Raw genomic sequence first — 22681 nt, forward strand, 5'->3', positions numbered from 1 at the left:
TTTTCCCAATACCTGCAAAGATTACTATATTAGGCTTCAATAAATAATATATCTTTTTACAACAAGAAACTTAAGCCTAAAATGAGTCTAGCACAAGCTGCATCTGTCGAAGCAAATGAGAAGATGCTTCAATACAATGGTCAATATGGAGAGTATGGCGGATCTTACATCCCCCCGGTACTGGAAGAGCAATTAAATAAGCTGGCTGCTTTTTTCGATAGCCATGTCCAAAAAGAAGAATTCCAAAAAGAATTTATTGCGATCTTAAAACATTATGTCGGTCGCCCCTCACCCTTATATTACGCGAAGAATTTAAGCGAATATGTCGGTTCCAAAATCTATTTAAAGCGAGAAGATCTCAACCATACAGGTTCCCACAAGATAAACAACTGTATCGGTCAAATTCTTTTGGCTAAACAAATGGGCGCAACGGAGATCATTGCCGAAACTGGCGCCGGTCAACATGGTGTTGCAACAGCAACAGCAGCAGCATTGTTAAACATCCCTTGTAAAGTATTTATGGGCGAAATCGACGCTGCGCGCCAGGCCCTTAACGTCAAACGCATGGAATTATTGGGTGCCGAAGTTGTAACAACCAACTTAGGTAGCCGTACATTGAAGGATGCCGTAGATGCAGCCTTGATGTATTACGTCGAAAATCCAACATCTTATTATCTATTGGGATCACACGTAGGTCCGCACCCCTATCCAAAAATGGTCGGCTATTTTCAAAGCGTTATTGGTAAAGAAGCACGCCAGCAGATTCTTGATCAGGAAGGGCGCCTTCCCGACAGCATCTTTGCCTGTGTAGGTGGTGGGTCAAATGCCATTGGCTTATTTTCGGGTTTTCTTGATGACCACGCCGTCGAAATTCATGGTGGTGAAGGCGGTGGCACCGGAACTTATCCAAAAACAGCTGCGACACTCTCTTTTGGTAAACCAACCGTATTCCAAGGAACCTTTTCGTACTGTCTGGTCGATGAAGATGGGAATCCGATCCCGTCAACCTCGGTGTCTGCGGGCCTCGATTACCCAGGGATATCGCCGCAACATGCGCAGCTAAAAGATAACAATCGTGCAAACTATCACCCCGTGACCGACGCCGAGGCTATTGATGCTTACAAGTTGCTTTCCCGACTGGAAGGTATTATTCCGGCCATTGAATCGTCACATGCTGTTGCCCTTGCGGTGAAATTGCTCAAAGACAAAAACCAAGTCGCTATTGTAAACCTTTCGGGACGTGGCGACAAGGATGTTGACCGCGAATTCTAGACGGCAGCATCAAAATACATGAGTAGACCGATTGGCTAACTTAGGCTAAGCAATCGGTCTAAACATTTTATCCATTAGCTAACGATCTCCAAGATGAATCGACCAAGAAATCGTCGAATAGTATTAAAAACAGTAGTCAGCCTCCTAGTCTTACTTGGCCTGGGCCTGATTGGCTATAATCTTTATCCCGAACCAACTTTGGGCCAAAATACTAAGGTAGACAAACTTATCGTCTATAAATCTAAAAGGACACTATTGGCCTATAGTAAAGGAAAGCTCCTAAAATCTTACCGCATTTCACTGGGCGGCCAACCACTGGGGGCCAAAGAATTTGAAGGCGATTTAAAAACGCCCGAAGGTCTTTATACGATCAACGATAAAAATCAATACAGCAGCTATCACAAAAATCTGGGGGTCTCTTACCCGAATGAACAAGATATCGCCCATGCCAAAAGTTTGGGAAAAGATGCCGGTGGCGACATCAAAATCCACGGGCTCCGAAACGGACTAGGCTTTATCGGTAAATTGCAACGCCACATGGACTGGACTTTCGGTTGTATGGCACTTACAAACTCGGAAATTGACGAGCTTTTTGATGCAGTCCCAATAGGCACAGCTATTGAGATCAACCCCTAACAAACTGAGGACTAAAGCTCTCGTCAGCCATCCCATTACGCTCAACAGCAGACGATCTAACCTTTCCGTCATACTTTTCCTGTAGACATTTTTCAAAATACTACAAGATAAACCCTAAATATTACAACCCCATGTCTAATAAATTATCGATTTTTGAGTTTACATGAGTAACTTGTATTTAAAATAAATCCGATGGAATATCCAAATGTGACAAACATACAAATACCGATAACCACATCGTAGCATGCACGGCATCTAAGAATTAAAACACGTGCATAAAATCAACAGGATATTCCAATGGTTTCTAAAAGACAAAATGCGAAGCATTTATGAAGACCACTGGATGTAGACACAAATCAATAATAATTTATATATGAAACTTGCAATAAAGAATATGGTATGCAATAGATGCATTATGGTTGTTGAAAATGAATTGGCGAAGCTCAATCTCCATGTTAAGCATATTTCTTTGGGCCAAGTTGAGATTGAGGAAGAGCTGACCAAAGCGGAGAGCAAGCAACTTGCTTCAAATTTTTCGGCACTTGGGTTTGAACTGATTGACGATAAAAGAACAGTCATCATCGAACAGGTTAAACATCTGGTATTGGATCTCATCCGCAATCAACATAACGAGACCAGCCTTAATCTTTCCGAAATCATCAGCACGAAAGTACACCATGATTACAACTACATCTCCAATCTTTTTTCGGATGTTGAAGGCATAACTATCGAAAAATACTTCATCGGCCAGAAAATTGAATATGTCAAAGAGTTATTAGTTTACGACGAACTTACCTTGAGTGAGATTGCTTATAAACTGAATTACTCCAGTGTTGCCTATTTAAGCAATCAATTTAAAAAAGTAACCGGATTGACGCCAAGCCACTTTAAACAGATCAAAGACAATAAACGCAAACCACTCGACAAGATCAATGATTAAGGAGCGGCCACAAGCGTTACAAAAACAGAAAAGGCTTCCGAGCGGAAGCCTTTCTTTTAAAATTGCCCTTTCAAATTAGCAACCCTTATCTTAAATATCTCTAATTCTTTTTGTTGTTGATTGATAAAAGAATTTTCCTCCAGTTTTCCGACCACAATATCACGCTCTTCATCATTGGCATAAACCATGTTTTTAAACTGATTTTTGTAGTCTTTGGCCCGGGATTTATAAATCTGTTCACCAATCCAGATCCGGTGCCCAAGCGCCTGATCCAACAAAGATACAATTTTATCTGTTGATAAAACCATACCTTCCAAATTTAAGACTTCGATTAAAGACAAGAGTGCATGTTCACGTTTATCTAGGGGGTAATCTTTACTTTTATCATGATAGAATTCATGAATATCATCCCATGAATCTATCTTTTTTGATTTGACATCATTCAGGAACATGTGCAGGGCATTACTTTCGATCAGCTGTCCGCCTATATTCTCCCAGCTCGTACGCGATCTACCCGATACGGCTCCAATAATATCCTGCAATGACAGGCCTTCCTCAAGGGCATCCATCAGGTGCAGTACACCATAGTATTTAATAAACGAACGATATAAGTGATAGGCCTCACCAACCTTCTGAATAACAGTCGGTCTGCGTGAATTTTCAGCTCCCTGCAGCACGATGGTCTGATCTTTTAGGTCCATGTTGTTGGCAAGCAGTGCCCGACCAGCAATAGTACGTTCGTGCTTATCCTCCCCCACGGCAGCGTGGAGACTATCTGCTACGGCCAAGGCCAGCATATCCATCCCTTCAAACATTTCATTCACGGTATCCGGTGCCAACATATCGTATTCAAAATATTGATTTTTGAAATGTCGATTGTCCCGCGCCGCATACTTATTGGCATTACGTACCAATGCATACATATTGTACATAAACCAATACCCCGGAATCAAAACCAGTTGATCATGTTGTACGTCATTGCTCACTAAGGTGAAAGGTAACTTGATATCCAGTTCATGCAGAAAATCTCCTTTCACAATCAGGCAATACGATGCAAATCTGGAGTTGTGTTTTAGGCTGACACAGAGTCCAGGCCAAAAACCACGTCCCGCGATAATTTCACCATCCGCAGCTCTAGAGTTGTGATTGGATCCTACGGTTGCACCAGCAGCCATATTACTTTGGCCCATCACCAATGCCGCACATAAAAACGAGTTGTTGTGGTGCTGTTCATGCGCTGGAAAAATCAAGGAATTTAACACTTCACAACAGGAAATTGTCGAGTTGTCACCCAAATAAGAGTTGATCAAACGCGCACCATATTTCAATTGCGAATAGGAAGCCAAGATAAAACGTACGGCTTTAACGCCGTAAAATATACGACAGCCATAGCCAATAATTCCATTAACGAGCTCACAGCCTTCACCGATCTGCGTATACGATTCCTGCGAAGAATTGACGGTTACATTTTTCAGCTTGCTGACCCCTTTGATATAAACATCAGTCCCGATCTTGACATTCTTGATCGTTAACGTATTTTTGATGACGCAACGGTCGCCAATCTGGCTGTAATAGCCCCGTTGACTTCCAAATTTCTGATCCGTCAGTTCTCCAAATCGCTGCTGTAAGGCATGATCATGGCGATTGCGGGTCCAGAGGTATACATCTGCAGCCTGCATGCCATCAAAAGGGTAAACCGAACGGGCACCATTTTCGTTACAGAGCTCCAGCTCGATCCGTTTATCCGACTCTTCACCATCACGGAGAATACCATTACCAAACTTAGCTGTACTACCGGTCTCCATCTCCTTGATCTGGCTCAACAGCACCTCATTGCCAACAATAAAGTAGGATAAGTAGCCCACATAATGAACGGCAACATCGTCACCAAAGTCCGAACTGATGATCGTCGAATGGTACAGGCCAATGGGCAGCTGCAAATTGCGGTAATCCAAGTAACTCGGACTCAAATTGCCGATACGGACCAGACCATAAAACTTACAGTGCTGAACCTGATTCGGATCAAATACTGCCGATACTTTGACCTTGGTCCAGTCGCTGGACCAGTTTCCGTTGTTAATCAACTGTTGAATCTCCGTTTCCCTCAGATCACGGTAGTCGTTACGAGGGTTTTGCTGAAAGCGCAGGGTATATTCGTCTTGTCCTGCTGGAATAAACTCATCTGGGATAAATCCATAGCCCAGCTGTTCCAAAGGTTTCTTCTTCAATACACTCATAGACCTCCCTACTCTACAGTTACCGACTTCGCTAGGTTACGTGGTTTGTCCACATCCAAGCCTAGCTCTACACCAATATAATACGATAACAGTTGCAATGGTACAACCGAAATCAATGGCGCAATGACCTCATCGGCCTCCGGAATTTCCATAAAATCATCCGATAGATTTTCAGAAACGGTATCGCCTTTGGTAACCACCGATATAATCTTTCCTTTACGTGCTTTGATCTCCTGAATATTTGAAACAATCTTCTCGTGATAAGCATCTTTTGTAGCGACAAAAACAACCGGTAAGTTCTCATCAACCAATGCGATAGGTCCGTGCTTCATTTCTGCTGCAGGGTAACCTTCGGCATGGATATAGGAAATTTCCTTGAGTTTAAGCGCACCTTCCAGGGCAACCGGGAAATTATACCCCCTACCTAAGAAAAGAAAGTCACGGGCATCTTTGTACTTTTTGGCAATGGCCTTGATTTTATCAACCTGCGTATCCAAAATCCACTCCACCTTTTCAGGCACTTCGTTTAATTCCTGTGCAAGTTTTTGATAACGCTCTTCGCTGATCGAGCCTTTCAAAGAAGCAATCTTTAAGGCAATCAGGTTCAATACCGTCAACTGTGCAGTAAATGCTTTTGTACTCGCTACGCCGATTTCTGGTCCAGCATGTGTATAAGCACCTGCATCTGAAAGGCGTGCGATAGAGGATCCAACAACATTGACAACACCCAATATGATAGCGCCTTGTTTTTTCGCATTTTCCAATGCAACCAATGTATCAGCCGTTTCACCACTTTGGGAAATCGCTAAGATCACATCACCCGGATGAATAACCGGATTACGGTAACGGAATTCCGATGCATATTCAACTTCCACATTAATGCGGCACAATTCCTCAATAACATATTCTGCAATGAGTCCAGCATGCCAGCTGGTACCACAGGCAACGATCACAATGCGATTGGTATTGCTGATCTCATTGGCAAATTTTTCAATGCCGCTCAGTGTAATCTGATGAGATTGCAGATCCAAACGTCCACGCATGGAGTCAAAAATCGTTTGCGGTTGCTCGAAGATCTCTTTCAACATAAAGTGATCAAAGCCCCCTTTCTCAATAGCCGACAACTCTAGATCCAATTTTTGGACATAAGGTGTGATGCGCTCATTACCCAGATTTTTAAGGATCAACTCCTCTGGTGTGATAATAGCCAGTTCGTAGTCATTGATATAAACGACTTCTTTGGTGTATGCTAGCATCGGGGAAGCATCTGAACCCAAAAAATGCTCATTTTTACCGATACCAATCACCAAAGGACTTCCTTTACGTGCTGCAATAATACGATCCGGATAACCAGCCTCCAATACGAGGATCACATAGGCCCCTACGACACGTTTCAAAGCAATACGAATCGCTTCTTCTAAAGAGCATTCATTCTGCAATTGGATCTCTTCGATAAAGTTGACCAGAACCTCTGTGTCGGTATCACTTTTAAACGTATAACCTTTATTGATTAATTCTGATTTTAAGGAAGCATAGTTTTCAATGATGCCATTATGAATCATCGCAATGCGTCCGCTATTGGAATAATGCGGATGTGCATTCCGGTCAGAAGGCTCACCATGGGTAGCCCAACGGGTGTGACCTATCCCTGTGGTCGACTGTAGATCTTTTCCATACACAAACTCTTCCAAGTTTGCGACTTTTCCTGTTTTTTTGAAAACATCGATCTGGTCACCCTTATGCAATGCCACTCCAGCACTGTCATAACCGCGGTATTCTAATTTTTGTAATCCGTCAATGACGATACCGTACGCCTGACGATAACCTGTGTATCCTACAATTCCACACATGTATGTCTCAATTTTAAGTGTATATTTTGTTAATGCGCCGCAATGTAATAAAAAATATCTACGCAATCGATTGATTAACCTAAAATTAACACAAAAAAGGCGGCTAATGTCTCTTAGCCGCCTTTTTCAACTGTAAAATTTATTTATTTTTTAATGTTCTGCCACATCTACATGGTCGTAATCTTCCTTGATCAAGGCTTCATAATTTGTTTTTTCTTTCTTTCCAAAACGACGTTGAAGACTGTCAAAAATGGAGTACACCACCGGCACAACAACCAAGGTTAAAAATAAAGAAGATAACAAACCACCGATGATTACAATCGCAAGACCTCTATTCATATCGGCACCGTCTCCAGTAGCGATTGCAATAGGAATCATACCAAATACCATGGCAATTGTCGTCATCAAAATCGGACGAAGACGTGCGTGATTGGCTGCCACCAATGCATCGTGCGTATTATCGCCAGCTTCCTTACGATGGTTGGCAAAGTCAACCAACATGATCGCATTCTTGGCTACTAGACCAATCAACATGATGATACCCAAAATCGTAAAGATATTCAAGGTCTGATTTCCCAAAGCCAAGAATAATAGGGCCCCGATAAACGACAACGGAATCGAGAATAAGACCACAAATGGCGTGATAAAACTATCGTATAAAGCAACCATCACCAAATATACTAGGATAATAGATGCCAATAAGGCAATTCCCAACGTACCAAAACCTTCCGATTGGTTTTCCATATTACCACCCCAGATAAAGACGATACCCGGTTTACGCGGTAGTTTTTCAAACTGTGCCTGCCACTCTTGCGCTACCGTACCCATTGGTCTACCGATTGCCTGTCCTTGAATGGATACCGCCGGCGACTTGTCGCGACGTTCCAACAAAGTAGGTCCCGAACCATAAGTTACATTGGCAAATTGATCCAAAGAAATAGAGGCACCCTTATTATTGATAAATTTCAGATCACGTACGTTGTCGATATTGGCACGACCATTTTCCGCATAGCGAATATTGATATCATACTCATTATCGCCTGCTCTGTATTTATTATCCGTATTTCCTGAAAACGCCGTTTGCATCGTCATCCCCACGGTAGAGACATTCAGTCCCAAAGAGGTCATTTTATCACGGTCGATCTTCACATTGATCTCGGGGTTACCCGCTTCAGAAGTCAATTTAACACCCGCTGCTCCAGGTATCTTACGTAATTGATCTGCTGCCTTCTCTGCAAATTCCTGTGCATCTTCGACAGAAGCACCGATAATGGTCAACTTCAATGGCGCTTGCTCCGCTCCCATGATACCCACATTGACCGTTTTAATTTTTGCACCGATCAGTTTATTTTCCAGTTCGCGCTTCAATGTCGCTGAATAGACCTGTGAGTTGCCTTCAAAATTTTCTTTGTCGAGGATCACGTGGATTTCCGATTTATAGCGCGAACCTGTTGTCGAAGCCATACCGTCCGAAGACTGTCCCACCGTTGTAATAATTTCTTTTACATCGGGTTTCGATTTAATATAAGCTTCCGCTTTCTGCGTCAATAAGTTGGTTTTTTCCAGAGAAGCATCTTTATCGAGTTCCAACTGGATGAAAAACTCTTTACGATCGATACCTGGGAAGAAATCCGAACCAATATAGCCTTTGGCGACCAGGAAAAATGATGCAACAAGCAAACCTATAGCCAAAAATAACGTTGCCAGTTTGGTACCGACATTTTTTAATGACCAAGTCAATAAACCTCCTACCCAGTGTGTAAAGCTGGTCAATCCACTTTCAAATCCATGGATAATACGGCCAAAGAAAGAGGTTTTGCTCAAATGTTCCAATTTACCGAAACGCGAGTATAACCAAGGTACTACAGTAAAGGACACCAATAAGGACAATAAAGTAGAAATGATTACAGTCACACAGAATTGCGCCAGGATATTGGCTACTAAGCCCGTAGACATCGCAATCGGAAGGAACACGACAACGATAACCAAAGTGATCGCTGTTACGGTAAATCCAATTTCAGAAGCACCATCATAGGCCGCGCGCACCTTGTTTTTACCCATCTCCATATGGCGGTGAATATTCTCGATAACAACGATCGCATCATCCACGAGGATACCGACCACCAGCGACAAACCGAGTAATGACATCAAGTTGAGGGTATAGCCCATCAGGAGCAAACCAATAAACGTCGCAATCAAGGACAATGGAATTGCAATCATGGTGATCGCCGCATTACGTAAACTTTGTAAGAAGAACAACATGATAAAGCCCACTAAGGCAATTGCAATCATTAAGTCGTGGATCACGTTATCGGCCGCATTCAATGTAAAATCTGAAGAGTCATTGGCCACCAGAATTTTAATATTCTGTGCCGCATAATCCTTCTCTACACCACTAATTACTTTTCCGTTTTTATCGTGTACAGCAATGGTTTTCTTAACCGCTTCAGACACTGCTACCGCATTTGCATCAGACTGTTTAAAGACCTGCAACAAGATCGTATTCTGACGGTCCAGTCGAGCCACTTTTTCAATCTCTTTGATACCATCCTGCACATCGGCGATATCGCGCAGATAGATCTGCACCCCTGCCGGCGTTGTGATCGGTAGGTTACGTAGCTCCTCGATTGAAGTCACTTTACCCGAAAGACGGATGGTTGTCCTGTTATCGCGGGTACTTACGTTACCTGTCGGAAAATCGAGATTGGATGCCGCTACAGTTTGCTGTACCTGAGAAATTGTCAGTCCATAACCTTCAATTTTCTTCGGATCTACAGAGATCTGGATTTCACGTTCCTCACCACCGATCATGTCGACTTTGGCCACACCATTGATCCGCGCAAAGACCGGCTGGATTTTATTATCCAATAAATCATAGAGCTCTTTCTCCGATAAGTTGGAGGTGACGGCCAAACTCATGATAGCCACATCATCCAGGGAAAATTTCGAGAGTGAAGGTGTCTTTACATCATCCGGCAAATCGTTGATCACGGCATTGATTTTCCGTTGGGCATCGGTCAGCAGGAAGTTGACATCCGCACCGTTGTTGAGGGTAATCATAACGATCGATACCCCTTCCAAGGAAGTCGACTCTACCTTTTTGATACTTTCCAAGGATGAAATAGCATCCTCTATTTTTTTGGTCACCGAACTTTCAACCTCCGCAGGCGAAGCTCCCGGATAGACCGTCTGTACCGTAATGACGTTAATTTCAAATTTAGGGACTAATTCATAGCCCAATCGCGTATAAGAAAACAACCCGCCTAATGTCAGTATTATAAATAATACGATAATTATACTGGGGCGTTTTATCGATATTTCGGTAATTTTCATTCGAATAATTTATTTTTAATAGCTATGCAACCGGAGTTCCATCTGCTACTGATTACAGTATGCTCTATTTAATAATCTCTACAGGGCTTTGGTCAAATAGATTGATCTGACCCGAAACAATCACCTGATCGCCATTTTGCAAACCACCTAGTATCTCGATGTAATCACCAAAGTTTCTACCCGATTTGACGTTTGTTTCGATTGCTTTACCGTTTTTCAGCACAAAGATCTTGTTGTCGCTCACACTACCCACAAAGGCATTGCGAGGCACGATCAACGTATTGCTGGCAACACCTTCACCGAAGATAGCCGTACCATACATACCAGCACGCAATTGGTTCGATGCATTATTTACCTCGATTTCAACCGGGAAATTTAAGCTACCATCCGATTTAGGTGCAATAAAAGTTACTTTACCTGTAAAGCGTTGGTCTGCATACACACTTGCTGTCACATCAACAGATTGACCGATCTTTAAAGTAGCCACATTCTTTTCGTCAACATTAACACGCAATTTCAACGTAGCAACATTCACAATGTCGAAGGCTGCAGCGCCGACATTTAGGTAAGTACCCGGTTCGATTTTACGTGCATTGACGATACCCGATACCGACGTTTTGATGGTTACATCGCCAGCATTCAATTTAGAAGCTTTTAAGTTATTTTTCGCATTCTCAAATTGCAATTTCACCTGGTCTAACTGTTGTTTGGTTACACCACCTGTAGAGAAAGCACTTTCAAAGCGGTGCAGATCAGCCTGTGCATTGGTATATGCAGCTTGAGCATTCGCCACGTTTACATTCAGTTTATCGCCCTCAATGATCGCCAAAGTCTGTCCGGCGCTCACATGAGAACCTTCATCAACCAATACTTTCACTACCCTGCCGGCAGTTTCAGCCGAAACGGTTACTTCCTGTTTCGGAGAAAATGTTCCGTTAGCCGTATAGCGTAAATCCATGGAAGATACTTTTGCTGTATCGATACGCACAGCAATAGCCACATTTTTCTTTGCTACTTCTGCAGTTTCGGCCTCATTTTTCTTTTTATTTTTATTTAACACAAAAAATATTCCTGCTAGACCAGCAGCAATAATAAGTAAGGTAATAATTCCGCGTTTCATATTGTATTAGTCAATTATTCTTTAATTAGTGATTTAAGATTTCCATTCGCTTTGATCAGCTGCACTTCAGCAATTTTATAATCGAGCAAAGAGGTATTTAAATTATTCTGGGCATCTGCATAGGCATTTTCCGCATCCAAAAGATCGGTCAATGTTGCCAGACCATTTTTGTAATTGTTGTTAGTATCTTCCAGCACTGATTTTGCCAAATCCACGTTCTTACGGTTTGACTCAATCGTTAACAAAGAATTTTTAATCTGAACCTTGGAGTTTTCTGCTGCCAGATTCAAGGCTAATTTTGTATCCGCGATATCCACCTGCAACTTATCGATATCAATCTGTGCCTGGCGAACTTTAGAGCGTGTGAGGAAACCATTGAAAATTGGAATAGATAGATTTAGACCTACACCATTATAGCTATTCCATTTTACACCTTCATTTTTACTAAAAATAGGAAAAACCGGCCCCATTCCCATATAACCGTAATTTGCCGTAAAAGACAATGTTGGATAATATTTCGACACCTCTGCTTTTTTGTTTAGTTCCAACAATTCGTTCTGTTTACTCAGTACCTGAATTTCGGTTCTATTTGCAACATCAATAGGCTCGTATACAGCATTTAACGCTACAGTTTCGAAAGTTGAGGTCGGCATTGCAATTTGTTCGGACATCTGCATACCAATAACAAATTTAAGCGCATTCTCCTTTAACTCAACAGCATTAATAACCTGTTGACGAGAAGCTTTCAAATTTGTGACCGCTACGTTCGTGCGATCAAGATCAATTTTTTTCGCTAATCCATTTTTAAACAATCCCTCGATCACATCCCTAGTCTTGGTTGTACTTTCCAGGTTATTTTCAATGGTCTTCAATTGTAACTTTGATTGATAAACATCATAATAACTATTGGCCACCTTTTCGATCAATTGCTCGTCGGTCAATGTTTTATTAATTACGTAAAACTCACGTGTGGTCTTTGCTGCTTTTAGTCCTGTAAATACCGTTTGATTGAACAATTGCTGGGTCAAACTAACCGCATTCGTCGATTGCCATTTTTGACCAAATTCGATAAACATGGTTGTAGATTCGCCTGTTTTTCCATCAATCATTGTTATAGCGTTCTGTTGAATTTTGGGATTCAAATTCAACGAGCTAGTCAAATTTACCTGTGGTAAAGCACTAGATCGGACCTCAGCGATTTTACTCTCCGCATTCGTAACATCGAGACCTGCCTTTTTCGCATCAGCCTTGTTCTGCAATGCAAATTTAATTGCATCACTTAAGCTTAATTGCTGTTGTGCATGACTCTGGAAAACCATCGTACCTAATAAAAGGCTGGCTAGTATTCTGATTGTTTTCATTCCTAATTTATTTATCCTAATTTTATATCTACTTTTTATTTATACCATTAAAAAACAGCTTGGTAGCCAACTTTTGTTTCTGCAATACTTCATCAAAACGATCCTGATTTGGAATCCCCGAAATGATATCGGAGATATTGCACATCAAGGACAGACTCTTCATCAGTTCCACATAAATCTCCGCAGTTTCGTAAAGATGCTCTTCATTCAACTCTCCCTTTTGCGCGCCTACCTGTAGAATTTCATAAAGCGCCTGTACATCACGATTGTGGAGGCATTGAAAAAAATCCTGCATGGAAAGTCCCTTGATCCATTCCAGATTTTCGTTCATGTGCAACATATAGTATTTCCGAACAAATGCATCGCGCAGTTCCAGAATTTTCATAATCAGCTCGTAGGTGGTGCCCACATGCACAGCCACCATCTTCTCCTCCTCTTCCCTATATTCATCCGTCAAACGCACAATCACATCCCGTATAAGTGCATTCTTTTCCGAATAATAGTAATACAAATTCGCTTTGGTAATTTTTATATCCTCCGCAATTTCATTCATCGTAGTCTTACTAAAACCGTAATGCATAAAGCGTCTTATCGCCGCATGAATGATTTGATCTTTTCTATCTTCCATTCTTCAAAAAACTCCTTTCTACTTTCTGACTTTTATCAAAAATTGTTCAAAAATATAAAAAGTAACATGTTGGGCAAAATAAATTTTGAAATTGTAATAATTTTGATATTAACCTGACAACAAAAAAGGCAAACTATCAAGTTTGCCTTTTATTATACGAACAGATCTGTTAGAATGCGACCGTGTTCTGGAAATGTTTTAAAAACTTTCGTTTATCCAGTTTATAGAGCCTTGCTGCACGATAGGCAACTCCCGTCTGAACTTCGTCGAGTTCTTTTAGAAAGCCATAATTCTGCATTTTCTTTCTAAAATTGCGTTTATCGAGTGGTTTATTCAAGATCCCCTCATACACCAGCTGTAGCTGGGTGAGCGTAAATTTTTCGGGTAGCAGCTCGAAAGCAATCGGCTTATACGCAAGGCGCCGCTGCAACCGCTCCAGACAGAGGTCCAGAATCTGCTTATGGTCAAATGCTAGTTCAGGTACATTCCGAACGGGGAACCATTTCGCCTGTTTCATATAGTTTGTAACAGGTTTGGTTTTCAATTTGGTATTATCCAGCTGCACGAGGGCATAATAAGCCACCGTCAGAATGCGCCCCTTTGGATGCCGTTTTAATCCGGCAAAGGAATGCAGTTGATCCATAAATACATCTTTCAAACCTGTATTCTCATACAAAATTCGTTTTACGGCATCTTCCATCTCTTCGTCATTATCCACGAAAAAACCTGGCAATGCCCACCAATCCTTAAAAGGATATTCATTTCTTTCGGCCAAAAGAACTTTTAATTCTCCTTCGTGAAAGCCTAATATGACACAGTCAACGGTAAAATTACTATACAAAACTTCTAAATTTATTTATGTGCAATATACTGAGCTAAATTTAGCGGTTACTAATCATCGGGTTATCTGTAACAATTATACGCTTCCTAAACGTGATGCGCAAAAAAATATTGAAAAATTTATTCAAAGTGTAGAATATACACTATAAAAATCTTATATTCGTAAAACCTAAAATATAGCGTGTGATAAAAGAAATTAAAAAAATAGGTGTATTGACGTCGGGAGGTGATGCTCCTGGTATGAATGCCTGTATTCGTGCTGTTGTTCGAACAGCATTACATAAAGGATTGCAAGTAACGGGTATTTATCAAGGATACCAAGGTCTGATCGATGCAAATTTCATAGAAATGGATACGCGTTCGGTCAGCAATATTATACAACGTGGTGGTACGATATTAAAAACAGCACGTTGCATGGAATTCAAGACGCCGGAAGGCCGTCAAAAGGGATATGACAACCTAGTCGCTGCCGGAGTAGATGCTTTGGTGGTCATTGGTGGTGATGGTACCTTTACAGGTGCTAACTTCTTCTCCAAAGAATTTGAAATACCTATTATAGGTATACCAGGTACGATAGACAACGATCTTTACGGCTCAGATTATACCATAGGTTACGATACGGCCAACAACACGGTTATCGAAGCGATTGATAAAATCAGAGATACTGCGGCGTCACATGAACGTCTTTTCTTTGTTGAAGTGATGGGCCGCGATTCAGGTTGTATCGCTTTAAATGCCGGTATTGCTGGCGGAGCCGAAGCAATCTTACTTCCAGAGAAAGAAACAGCCATTGACGATCTAATCCGTCATTTAGAAGACGGGGCCATCAAAAAGAAATCGTCGTCTATAGTTATTGTTGCAGAGGGCGACCAAAACGGTGGCGCTTATTATGTCGCAAAAAAAGTAAAAGAAAAGTTTGATCATTACGACACGAAAGTTAGTATATTAGGACATTTGCAACGGGGTGGTTCTCCAACGAGTTTCGATCGCGTGCTTGCGAGTAGATTGGGCTTTGCTGCTGTCAATGAATTATTGGCCGGAAACACACGAGTTACGGTTGGGCTCCGTGGTAATGAAATCAAGACAACTCCAATTGAAGAAGCAATCAGCAATAAGGAAATTAAACTTAGCCCTGATTTATTGGAAATGGCTGAGATTTTATAATCATAATTTGAACAGACATGATAGCAGTAGTATATAGTGGGTCTCGATTTTCAGACTGGAGATTGGCTGACAAGGGTCGGATCACGACGGGGTTCCGCATGAACGGGATCAATCCTTATCTTCAAGATGAGCGCTCCATACTACAGCATCTGCATAAAAACACCAATCTGATCAACAATGCCGAAAAAATCAGACGGATCTATTTTTTTGGTGCCGGATCATCGTCGAAGGAACGTAAGGATAAAATAAAAAACGTCCTGGAACGTTTTTTCGTCAATGCGCGTGTACGGGTTGATCATGATGTCATTGCTTCGGCAATTTCGACTTTCGGCGACGAAAGAGGAATTATTGGCATCATTGGCAGTGGATCAAATGCAGCTTATTATACAGGGAAAAAAATCATTGACAACAACTATGGTCTAGGTTATATTCTGGCCGATGAGGGGGCGACAAACTGGAATAGCCAGCAACTGCTCAAACATTACATGACAGATACCTTACCTGTTGATCTGCGGGACAAACTGGAAAGAGAATTTAACATCGATAAGAAAACCATTCTGGAAAGGGTGTATATTGCCCCACAGCCGACAAATTTTCTGAATTCATTTACCGACTTTGTCCTCGAAAATAAGGATCATCTATTCATCAGTCAATTGGTTAAAAATGGGCTTCGCACGTTTATCAAAACCTACATCAAGCCTTTAATGAAAGAATATCCGGACAGTGATGTAAACTTTACGGGTTCAGTAGCGTTTAATTATGAGCACTTACTTCGGGAAGTTGCTACAGAGGAATTTAATATCAGTATTGGTACCGTTGTAAAGGAACCGATACACAATTTAATTAAATATTATATCAATAAAAATTAAGAATATGAAAATTGGAATTAACGGATTTGGCCGTATTGGTCGTTTAGCATTCAGAGCGGCTATCAATCGTCCAGAAATTGAAATTGTTGGTATCAATGACTTAGTTGAACCAGATTATATGGCTTATATGTTGAAATATGATTCAACACATGGTAAATTTGACGGTTCTGTAGAAGTAAAAGACGGTAACTTGGTTGTTAACGGAAAAACTATCCGTGTCACAGCTGAGAAAGATCCGGCAAACTTGAAATGGAATGAAGTAGGTGCTGAAGTAATCATCGAATCTACAGGTTTCTTCTTGACACAAGAGTTGGCTCAAAAACACATCGATGCAGGTGCTAAAAAAGTGGTGATGTCTGCTCCAGCGAAAGATGACACTCCTACTTTCGTAATGGGTGTAAACCACAAAGAATTGAAAGCTGATCAACACATCGTTTCAAACGCTTCATGTACAACAAACTGTTTAGCGCCTATCGCTAAAGTATTAAACGATAAATTTGGTATCGTTGAAGGTTTGATGACAACAGTACACGCGGTTACAGCAACGCAAAAAACTGTAGACGGTCCTTCAGTAAAAGACTGGAGAGGTGGTCGTGGTGCATACCAAAACATCATCCCTTCATCTACAGGTGCTGCTAAAGCGGTAGGTTTGGTTCTTCCAGAATTGAAAGGTAAATTGACAGGTATGTCATTGCGCGTTCCTACAGCAGACGTTTCAGTTGTTGACTTAACAGTACGTTTGAACAAAGGTGCTTCATACGAAGAAATCAAAACTGCGATGAAAGAAGCTTCTGAAGGCGAATTGAAAGGTATCTTAGGTTATACAGAAGACGAAGTTGTTTCTTCAGATTTCTTAGGTGATGCACGTACATCAATCTTTGATGCAAAAGCAGGAATTTCATTGAATGATAACTTCGTTAAAGTTGTATCTTGGTATGACAACGAATGGGGATATTCAAACAAAATCGTTGACTTGGTATTAGAAGTTGGTAAATTATCATAATCAATTCCACCAATATCCTATAAAGGGGCTATTCTACACGAATAGCCCCTTATTTTTTTTCCTTAAAAATCAGCAGGTTGGCGTTTAAACGCAAAAAAAAGCGCTTTTAGCTTTCGTAATTCAAATAATCGGTCTATATTTGCATCATCAATAAGGCAAACAGCTGAATTGAAAAGGTGCCATAGCTCAGTTGGTAGAGCAAAGGACTGAAAATCCTTGTGTCGCTGGTTCGAATCCAGCTGGCACCACCGAAAAGGAAGAACGCTAGGTTCTGACAGATTGAAAAAATAATAATTCCAATGCGAAAATAGCTCAGCTGGTAGAGCACAACCTTGCCAAGGTTGGGGTCGCGAGTTCGAATCTCGTTTTTCGCTCACCTGCCTAGGTGGTGGAACTGGTAGACACGCAGGACTTAAAATCCTGTTCCCGTTAAGGGAGTGCGGGTTCGATTCCCGCCCTAGGTACAAGAAAGCTCATCTAACGATGGGCTTTTCTTGTTTTAGCCCCTTTCCCCCAAGCTTTATCCAAACTTAATCCGTCCGAGAAGATTATTTATTATCCGAAAATTGATAAATTAGTTGATATGTTCCATTCAGCTTCTTCCCGTAGACATTGGCCTACACTCCTACTGTCCCTACTCTTCTCCTTAATGGGTTTAGACCTCAGTGCACAATTGTTTCATCAGGATAGCCTGAAATTAATAGCCCGGCAGTTTGCCTTTACCGAAGGACCTGCGGTGGATAAGTCCGGAGACATCTATTTTACCGACCAGCCCAATAACAAAATCTGGAAATATAGCACCAAAGGGCAACTTTCGCTTTTTAAAGATGCTGCAGGCCGTGCAAATGGGCTGTACTTTAACCATCAGGGTCAGCTCCTCGCCTGTGCCGACGAAAAAAACGAGATATGGTCAATCAGTAAAGATGGCCAGGTTACCGTCCTGCTCTCAGCAGTTGATGGGAAAAAACTGAATGGTCCAAATGATCTTTGGGTAGACAAGAAAGGCGGCATCTACTTTACAGACCCCTTTTATCTGCGCGATTATTGGACGAGGAAAAAGCCAGAGATCGCAGGGCAGAAAGTATACTACCTCCCACCAGGAAAAGGAAAAAAACCGATCGTAGTAGCCGATGATGTCACCAAACCGAACGGCATTGTAGGATCGGCGGATGGAAGATACCTGTATGTTGCCGATATCGAAAGGAATAAAACGTACAGGTACAGCATTGAATCCGACGGTAAACTCAGCGGACAGACAGCGCTTATCGATCAGGGATCCGATGGAATGACTTTGGACCATCAAGGAAATATTTACCTGACAGGGAAAGGCGTTTTTATTTATAGTCCAACAGGCCTGCTGATCGGCCATATTGAAGTAAATGAACCATGGACATCCAATGTCTGTTTTGGGGGTAAAGATCGTACGGTTTTATTTATCACCGCTTCAACAGCCATCTATAAGATCCCCATGCGTACCAAGGGCGTAGATTAAAGATTAGCCCGCTAACGATTACGGGCATCTTAAAAATACATAGAACGTTCTCCAGGCAGTCATCGAAGAAATCCCTACCAGTAAGGTAAATAACGTGAAAAATATTCCTACCGCAATATTGAGCCACCAACATGTTTTCTCCCTTAAAGAGCTCTTCAACTTTTTGGGGCACATATAGTTCAAAATAGTCGCCATATATGTAGCAAAACATCACAGTTGTCCATAGTCCAGCAAGTTTTATCCGAATATTGATCTTGTAGTCTTTTTTTTATAGTTGCCCATGGGAAGCTGAAGTGAAAGTGCTTACCGGAGCCATATTGTCGTCGGTATTCATTCAACCACTTTACATTTCATGATCCACACTTACCTGTGCTTTATAGCGGTCGATCTTTTGGTAAGCCTTGTTAAAAAACATTTTCTTGTCCCGCGTTCCGGCGGTATTTAACAACCGAGAATTTTTGAGCTGATGATAATAGAAATTGAAGGCGTGTCGACAGCTGTCTTTATCATTGGTAATAAAATAACCCAGCATCGTATGCGGAACGAATAGCGACCTCCGGTCGTTATTTCCAACAAGGACATTATTATTTAAGATCAATAACTCATGATAGTATAGCTGATATTGGTCGTTGTTTGGCACACAACTTTTCTCCAGCGAAAACAGCAGTTCTTTAAGCTGCTCACAGAGCATCTTTCCGTTTTCGGCAGTCAGTAAACCGGCCTGAGAAAAATAGATGATCTGCTGGAGCGTACTGTTAATGGTGGTATCGTTCCAGATCTCTTTCACCCGAATGGACGAATAATAATCGTGAAGCTTTTGGCCCCTACTATCGATGGGTGTTTTCGCTAAAAAAGATTCAAAAGATACCTCCAAACCGTCCGAGCCTAATAAATTGAGCCATACATATTTTTTGAATACGGACAATAGTCCTGTATTGATGGTATAAAAGATCGGGATATCCTTGGCCGAGTAATACAGGTAAGTCTGCAGATTGGGCTCAAACTCCGTTAACGATTTAAACGAGTGCTCCAGGTAATTTGACAGATCATTAAAGGACTGAATTTCTGCTGTTTTTTTCACTAAGATGTGGTCACTTTGCTGAAATAGCTTATCCAAAGAAAGTGAAAAGCGATTTGCAAGCTGCACCGTCTCCCCTATTGAAAATTTGCTTTTCATTGAAATTCTGCGGTGCGCCGCATCATAACTAATATCAAGAGCATCTGCAATTACCTCGATAAGAGATTTCGAGGGATCGATTTTCCGCTGTATTTCCTGAATCAATTTCTCCTGATACATAAGCCCGTTATTTTTTTTGCGATAATCACAAAAATAAAAAATTATATTATTGTTTACCACAATTTTAACTGCGATTATCACAATAACTTTGGAAGACAATCGATATAATTTTATAAAAGCCAGCTATGAAAATCGTATTTAATAAACAAGAGGGCTTAGCCAGCTCAAGTGAAACGCCAAAGGCTTTGCCATTTTTTCGAGAAATCAGTCATGAGGGGACCGCAGCATTATCAAGGTACCTCGAAAGCGCAACAGGCAAGCAATTCCCGATCCTAACTGACACCCGACTAGAACCAGCGTTCTTCCAAGGCAACATCGAAAATTTCATCGGTATGAGTCAAATCCCTACAGGCGTCATCGGCCCCCTTCAGGTTCATGGAACTTCGGCCAATGGAAATTATCATATTCCGCTTGCGACAACTGAAGGTGCATTGGTTGCATCCTATCACCGCGGATCCCGAGCCTGTTTACTGGCCGGGGGCATTACATCGATCTGTCTGCAAGAAGGGATCCAAAGAAGCCCAGTATTCAAATTTGAGAACATCAAGGATCTCAGTCTTTTCGTTTCCTGGTTCCTCGCAGAGAAAGAAAACTTCCAGGAAATCGTAAAACGCACAAGCCGGTTTGCCAAGTTAACCGATACGCGCATACAGATCGAAGGCAATCATTTAACCATATCCTTTGAATATTTCACTGCGGATGCTGCTGGCCAGAATATGGTTACCATCTGCACGGAGGCCATCTGCCAATTTATAATTGCCTCTTGCCCCATAAAGCCCAGTCACTGGTTTATTGAGGGAAACAGCTCGGGAGACAAAAAAGCGAGCGCCGCGGCTTTCAATCATGTCAGGGGTAAAAAGGTAACTGCCGAAATAACACTACCGGCCAACATCCTGTCCGAAGTCCTTAAAACCTCGGCCGAGCGGATGGATCGCTATTGGCGGACATCCACCATGGGTGTTATTCAAAGCGGAGCTATAGGTGCACAGGGCCATTATGCCAATGGATTGGCCGCCTTGTTTTTAGCAACGGGCCAAGATGTCGCCTGTGTGGCCGAAGCGGCAACAGGTATCACGCGAATGGAGCTGAATAAAGACGGTTCACTCTATGCTGCCGTGACCTTGCCCAATCTTATTGTCGGCACTGTCGGCGGTGGAACAAAGCTCCCGACCCAAAGAGAGTGCCTGGAAATGATGGACTGCTACGGCGAAGGGAATGCCATAAAATATGCCGAAATCGCCGCAGCTCTTGTACTCGCAGGAGAAATATCTATAGCCGCAGCCCTTTCGGCAGGTCAGTTTACACAGGCACATCAAAAATTTGGCAGAAAAAAATCACTATAAAATGGAAACTAAAAAAGAAAACAGATGGAATGTGCCCAATGCACTTTCTGCCTACCGTATACTGGCATTGCCCTTTATCAGCTATGCGTTGTTGACGGCAGACAAGGATCTCTTTATCCTCTTATTATCCATCAACCTGATTAGCGATATCCTCGATGGACTAATTGCCAGGCTATTTAACCTTCAGACCGAATTTGGCGCCAAATTAGATTCGGTCGCGGATATCGGCACATACCTGATGGCATTCATAGGCATGATAACATTGGAGAAAGGTTTTGTAATGGCCTATAAAATCGAATTTATCCTGCTTCTTGTCCTGTGGATTGTTCCCCAGATCTACGCGCTTATCCGATTTAAACGTTTTCCCAGCTTCCATTTGTGGTCCTATAAATTAACGGGCTATCTTCAGGGCATATTTATCTTTAGTTATTTCGTATTTGGATTTAACGTCTTTTATTTCCACCTGATGTTAACCGTAAGTTATTTGGCTTATCTGGAAGAATTGGCTCTCGTGATTATCCTTCCGAAGCTGCAATCCAATCTGAAAAGTATATTCCTTATCCAATTACAAAAAAGGGCTTGATTATGTATGTATTGATAGCGAATATATTGTTGTTATTTTTTGGCATTGGCGCGTTGGTCACAGGCTATCTCAACAAGAATTGTCAAGTTGCACAAGCCAGGGAGCGCTGGTTAAAACTGTTTTTTTACTTCCTGATTTTGATCCTTGTCTTTTTTTCCATTTATACTGACTATATCAGACTTTTGGCTATTTGCATTGGAATAGTTGGTCTTTACGAAATTGTCAAGGCCCATCTACTTTCAAAGCGGTCGCTGTTACTCTTTTCACCGGTACTGGTCGTTTACCTCGCTCTTATCGCTGCGTTTATAGACTTCGGGCACAGGGCATCGACAGAAAAGGTTTTCTTACTCTATTTTACCGTCGTGATTTTTGATGGATTCAGCCAACTTTGCGGTCAATTATTTGGCAAAAGAAAACTGATACCATCGATTAGTCCAAATAAAACTACGGCGGGGTTAGTTGGCGCTTTGGTCATTGCCAGCAGTACCAGCCTTTTCCTCTTTCCATCCATCGGCATGTCCATCGCACAAACTTTAATGACTACCCTTTTTATTTGCTTTTCAGCATTGCTGGGAGATCTATTGGCTTCATGGTACAAACGAAGCTGTCAAATTAAAGATTATAGTACTCTCATTCCAGGGCATGGCGGAATATTGGATCGATTTGACAGCTTTATATTCAGCGGAGCCATGTATGGGCTAATTTACCTTTAA

18 protein-coding genes and 3 tRNA genes are annotated in these 22681 nt (G+C 41.7%); 13 read left to right on the forward strand and 8 right to left on the reverse strand.

Annotated features, from left to right (window positions below; translation table 11 throughout):
* Positions 1-81 precede the first annotated feature (81 nt).
* From trpB to AB1Z56_RS10000, 3 genes are all read left to right on the forward strand, one after another.
* Positions 82-1272, forward strand: a complete 1191-nt coding sequence (gene trpB / locus AB1Z56_RS09990; RefSeq protein ID WP_426791939.1) for a tryptophan synthase subunit beta — start codon at positions 82-84, stop codon at positions 1270-1272.
* A gap of 93 nt (positions 1273-1365) precedes the next feature.
* Positions 1366-1908 carry a L,D-transpeptidase family protein gene (locus AB1Z56_RS09995; protein WP_309367082.1) on the forward strand — a complete coding sequence of 181 codons (543 nt, stop codon included), beginning with the start codon at positions 1366-1368 and terminating at the stop codon, positions 1906-1908.
* Positions 1909-2281: 373 nt separating this feature from the next.
* Positions 2282-2848: an AraC family transcriptional regulator gene (locus AB1Z56_RS10000; RefSeq protein ID WP_309367083.1), complete on the forward strand. Its 567-nt coding sequence runs from the start codon at positions 2282-2284 to the stop codon at positions 2846-2848.
* A gap of 56 nt (positions 2849-2904) precedes the next feature.
* Here the strand turns inward: AB1Z56_RS10000 and AB1Z56_RS10005 are convergent, their stop codons facing one another.
* From AB1Z56_RS10005 to AB1Z56_RS10035, 7 genes are all read right to left on the reverse strand, one after another.
* Positions 2905-5085 (reverse strand): DUF4954 family protein, encoded by a 2181-nt coding sequence (locus tag AB1Z56_RS10005; protein ID WP_426791940.1) that lies wholly within the window; start codon positions 5083-5085, stop codon positions 2905-2907.
* 8 nt (positions 5086-5093) lie between these two features.
* A complete protein-coding gene (gene glmS / locus AB1Z56_RS10010) occupies positions 5094-6935 on the reverse strand; it encodes a glutamine--fructose-6-phosphate transaminase (isomerizing) (protein ID WP_309367085.1) in 1842 nt (613 codons plus the stop codon).
* Positions 6936-7085: 150 nt separating this feature from the next.
* Complete coding sequence (locus AB1Z56_RS10015) at positions 7086-10268, reverse strand: efflux RND transporter permease subunit (protein WP_426791941.1); 3183 nt, start codon at positions 10266-10268, stop codon at positions 7086-7088.
* A gap of 64 nt (positions 10269-10332) precedes the next feature.
* The gene (locus tag AB1Z56_RS10020) at positions 10333-11388 is read right to left on the reverse strand and encodes an efflux RND transporter periplasmic adaptor subunit (protein WP_309367087.1); all 1056 of its coding nucleotides are present in this window, start codon (positions 11386-11388) and stop codon (positions 10333-10335) included.
* A gap of 14 nt (positions 11389-11402) precedes the next feature.
* Positions 11403-12749: a TolC family protein gene (locus AB1Z56_RS10025; protein ID WP_426791942.1), complete on the reverse strand. Its 1347-nt coding sequence runs from the start codon at positions 12747-12749 to the stop codon at positions 11403-11405.
* Between the two features lie 28 nt (positions 12750-12777).
* Complete coding sequence (locus AB1Z56_RS10030; protein ID WP_153844738.1) at positions 12778-13377, reverse strand: TetR/AcrR family transcriptional regulator; 600 nt, start codon at positions 13375-13377, stop codon at positions 12778-12780.
* Between the two features lie 169 nt (positions 13378-13546).
* Positions 13547-14218, reverse strand: coding sequence for an NUDIX hydrolase (locus AB1Z56_RS10035; protein WP_075992906.1), 672 nt, complete (start codon positions 14216-14218; stop codon positions 13547-13549).
* Between the two features lie 185 nt (positions 14219-14403).
* On the opposite strand from AB1Z56_RS10035, the gene pfkA reads away from it, so the two are divergent.
* From pfkA to AB1Z56_RS10070, 7 genes are all read left to right on the forward strand, one after another.
* The gene (gene pfkA / locus AB1Z56_RS10040; protein WP_408733562.1) at positions 14404-15381 is read left to right on the forward strand and encodes a 6-phosphofructokinase; all 978 of its coding nucleotides are present in this window, start codon (positions 14404-14406) and stop codon (positions 15379-15381) included.
* A 17-nt stretch (positions 15382-15398) separates the two neighbouring features.
* Positions 15399-16250, forward strand: a complete 852-nt coding sequence (locus tag AB1Z56_RS10045) for a hypothetical protein (RefSeq protein ID WP_309367090.1) — start codon at positions 15399-15401, stop codon at positions 16248-16250.
* A gap of 4 nt (positions 16251-16254) precedes the next feature.
* Positions 16255-17253: a type I glyceraldehyde-3-phosphate dehydrogenase gene (gene gap, locus AB1Z56_RS10050; protein WP_070561154.1), complete on the forward strand. Its 999-nt coding sequence runs from the start codon at positions 16255-16257 to the stop codon at positions 17251-17253.
* 175 nt (positions 17254-17428) lie between these two features.
* Positions 17429-17501 (forward strand) — tRNA-Phe (locus AB1Z56_RS10055).
* A gap of 53 nt (positions 17502-17554) precedes the next feature.
* Positions 17555-17627: transfer RNA gene (locus tag AB1Z56_RS10060), tRNA-Gly, on the forward strand.
* 5 nt (positions 17628-17632) lie between these two features.
* Positions 17633-17717: transfer RNA gene (locus AB1Z56_RS10065), tRNA-Leu, on the forward strand.
* A 119-nt stretch (positions 17718-17836) separates the two neighbouring features.
* On the forward strand, positions 17837-18745 hold the full coding sequence (locus AB1Z56_RS10070; RefSeq protein WP_426791943.1) for an SMP-30/gluconolactonase/LRE family protein: 909 nt from the start codon (positions 17837-17839) through the stop codon (positions 18743-18745).
* Between the two features lie 343 nt (positions 18746-19088).
* On the opposite strand, the gene AB1Z56_RS10075 is transcribed toward AB1Z56_RS10070, so the two are convergent.
* Positions 19089-20042, reverse strand: a complete 954-nt coding sequence (locus AB1Z56_RS10075) for a hypothetical protein (protein WP_426791944.1) — start codon at positions 20040-20042, stop codon at positions 19089-19091.
* Between the two features lie 125 nt (positions 20043-20167).
* Here AB1Z56_RS10075 and AB1Z56_RS10080 point away from each other — a divergent pair, with 125 nt between their 5' ends.
* From AB1Z56_RS10080 to AB1Z56_RS10090, 3 genes are read left to right on the forward strand one after another with little or no spacing between them, the layout of a single operon-like run.
* Positions 20168-21385, forward strand: a complete 1218-nt coding sequence (locus AB1Z56_RS10080) for a hydroxymethylglutaryl-CoA reductase (RefSeq protein WP_426791945.1) — start codon at positions 20168-20170, stop codon at positions 21383-21385.
* Between the two features lies 1 nt (position 21386).
* Positions 21387-21968, forward strand: a complete 582-nt coding sequence (locus AB1Z56_RS10085) for a CDP-alcohol phosphatidyltransferase family protein (protein ID WP_309363987.1) — start codon at positions 21387-21389, stop codon at positions 21966-21968.
* 2 nt (positions 21969-21970) lie between these two features.
* The gene (locus AB1Z56_RS10090) at positions 21971-22681 is read left to right on the forward strand and encodes a phosphatidate cytidylyltransferase (protein WP_426791946.1); all 711 of its coding nucleotides are present in this window, start codon (positions 21971-21973) and stop codon (positions 22679-22681) included.

Source organism: Sphingobacterium sp. WOUb80, assembly GCF_050058145.1.
Lineage (GTDB): Bacteria > Bacteroidota > Bacteroidia > Sphingobacteriales > Sphingobacteriaceae > Sphingobacterium.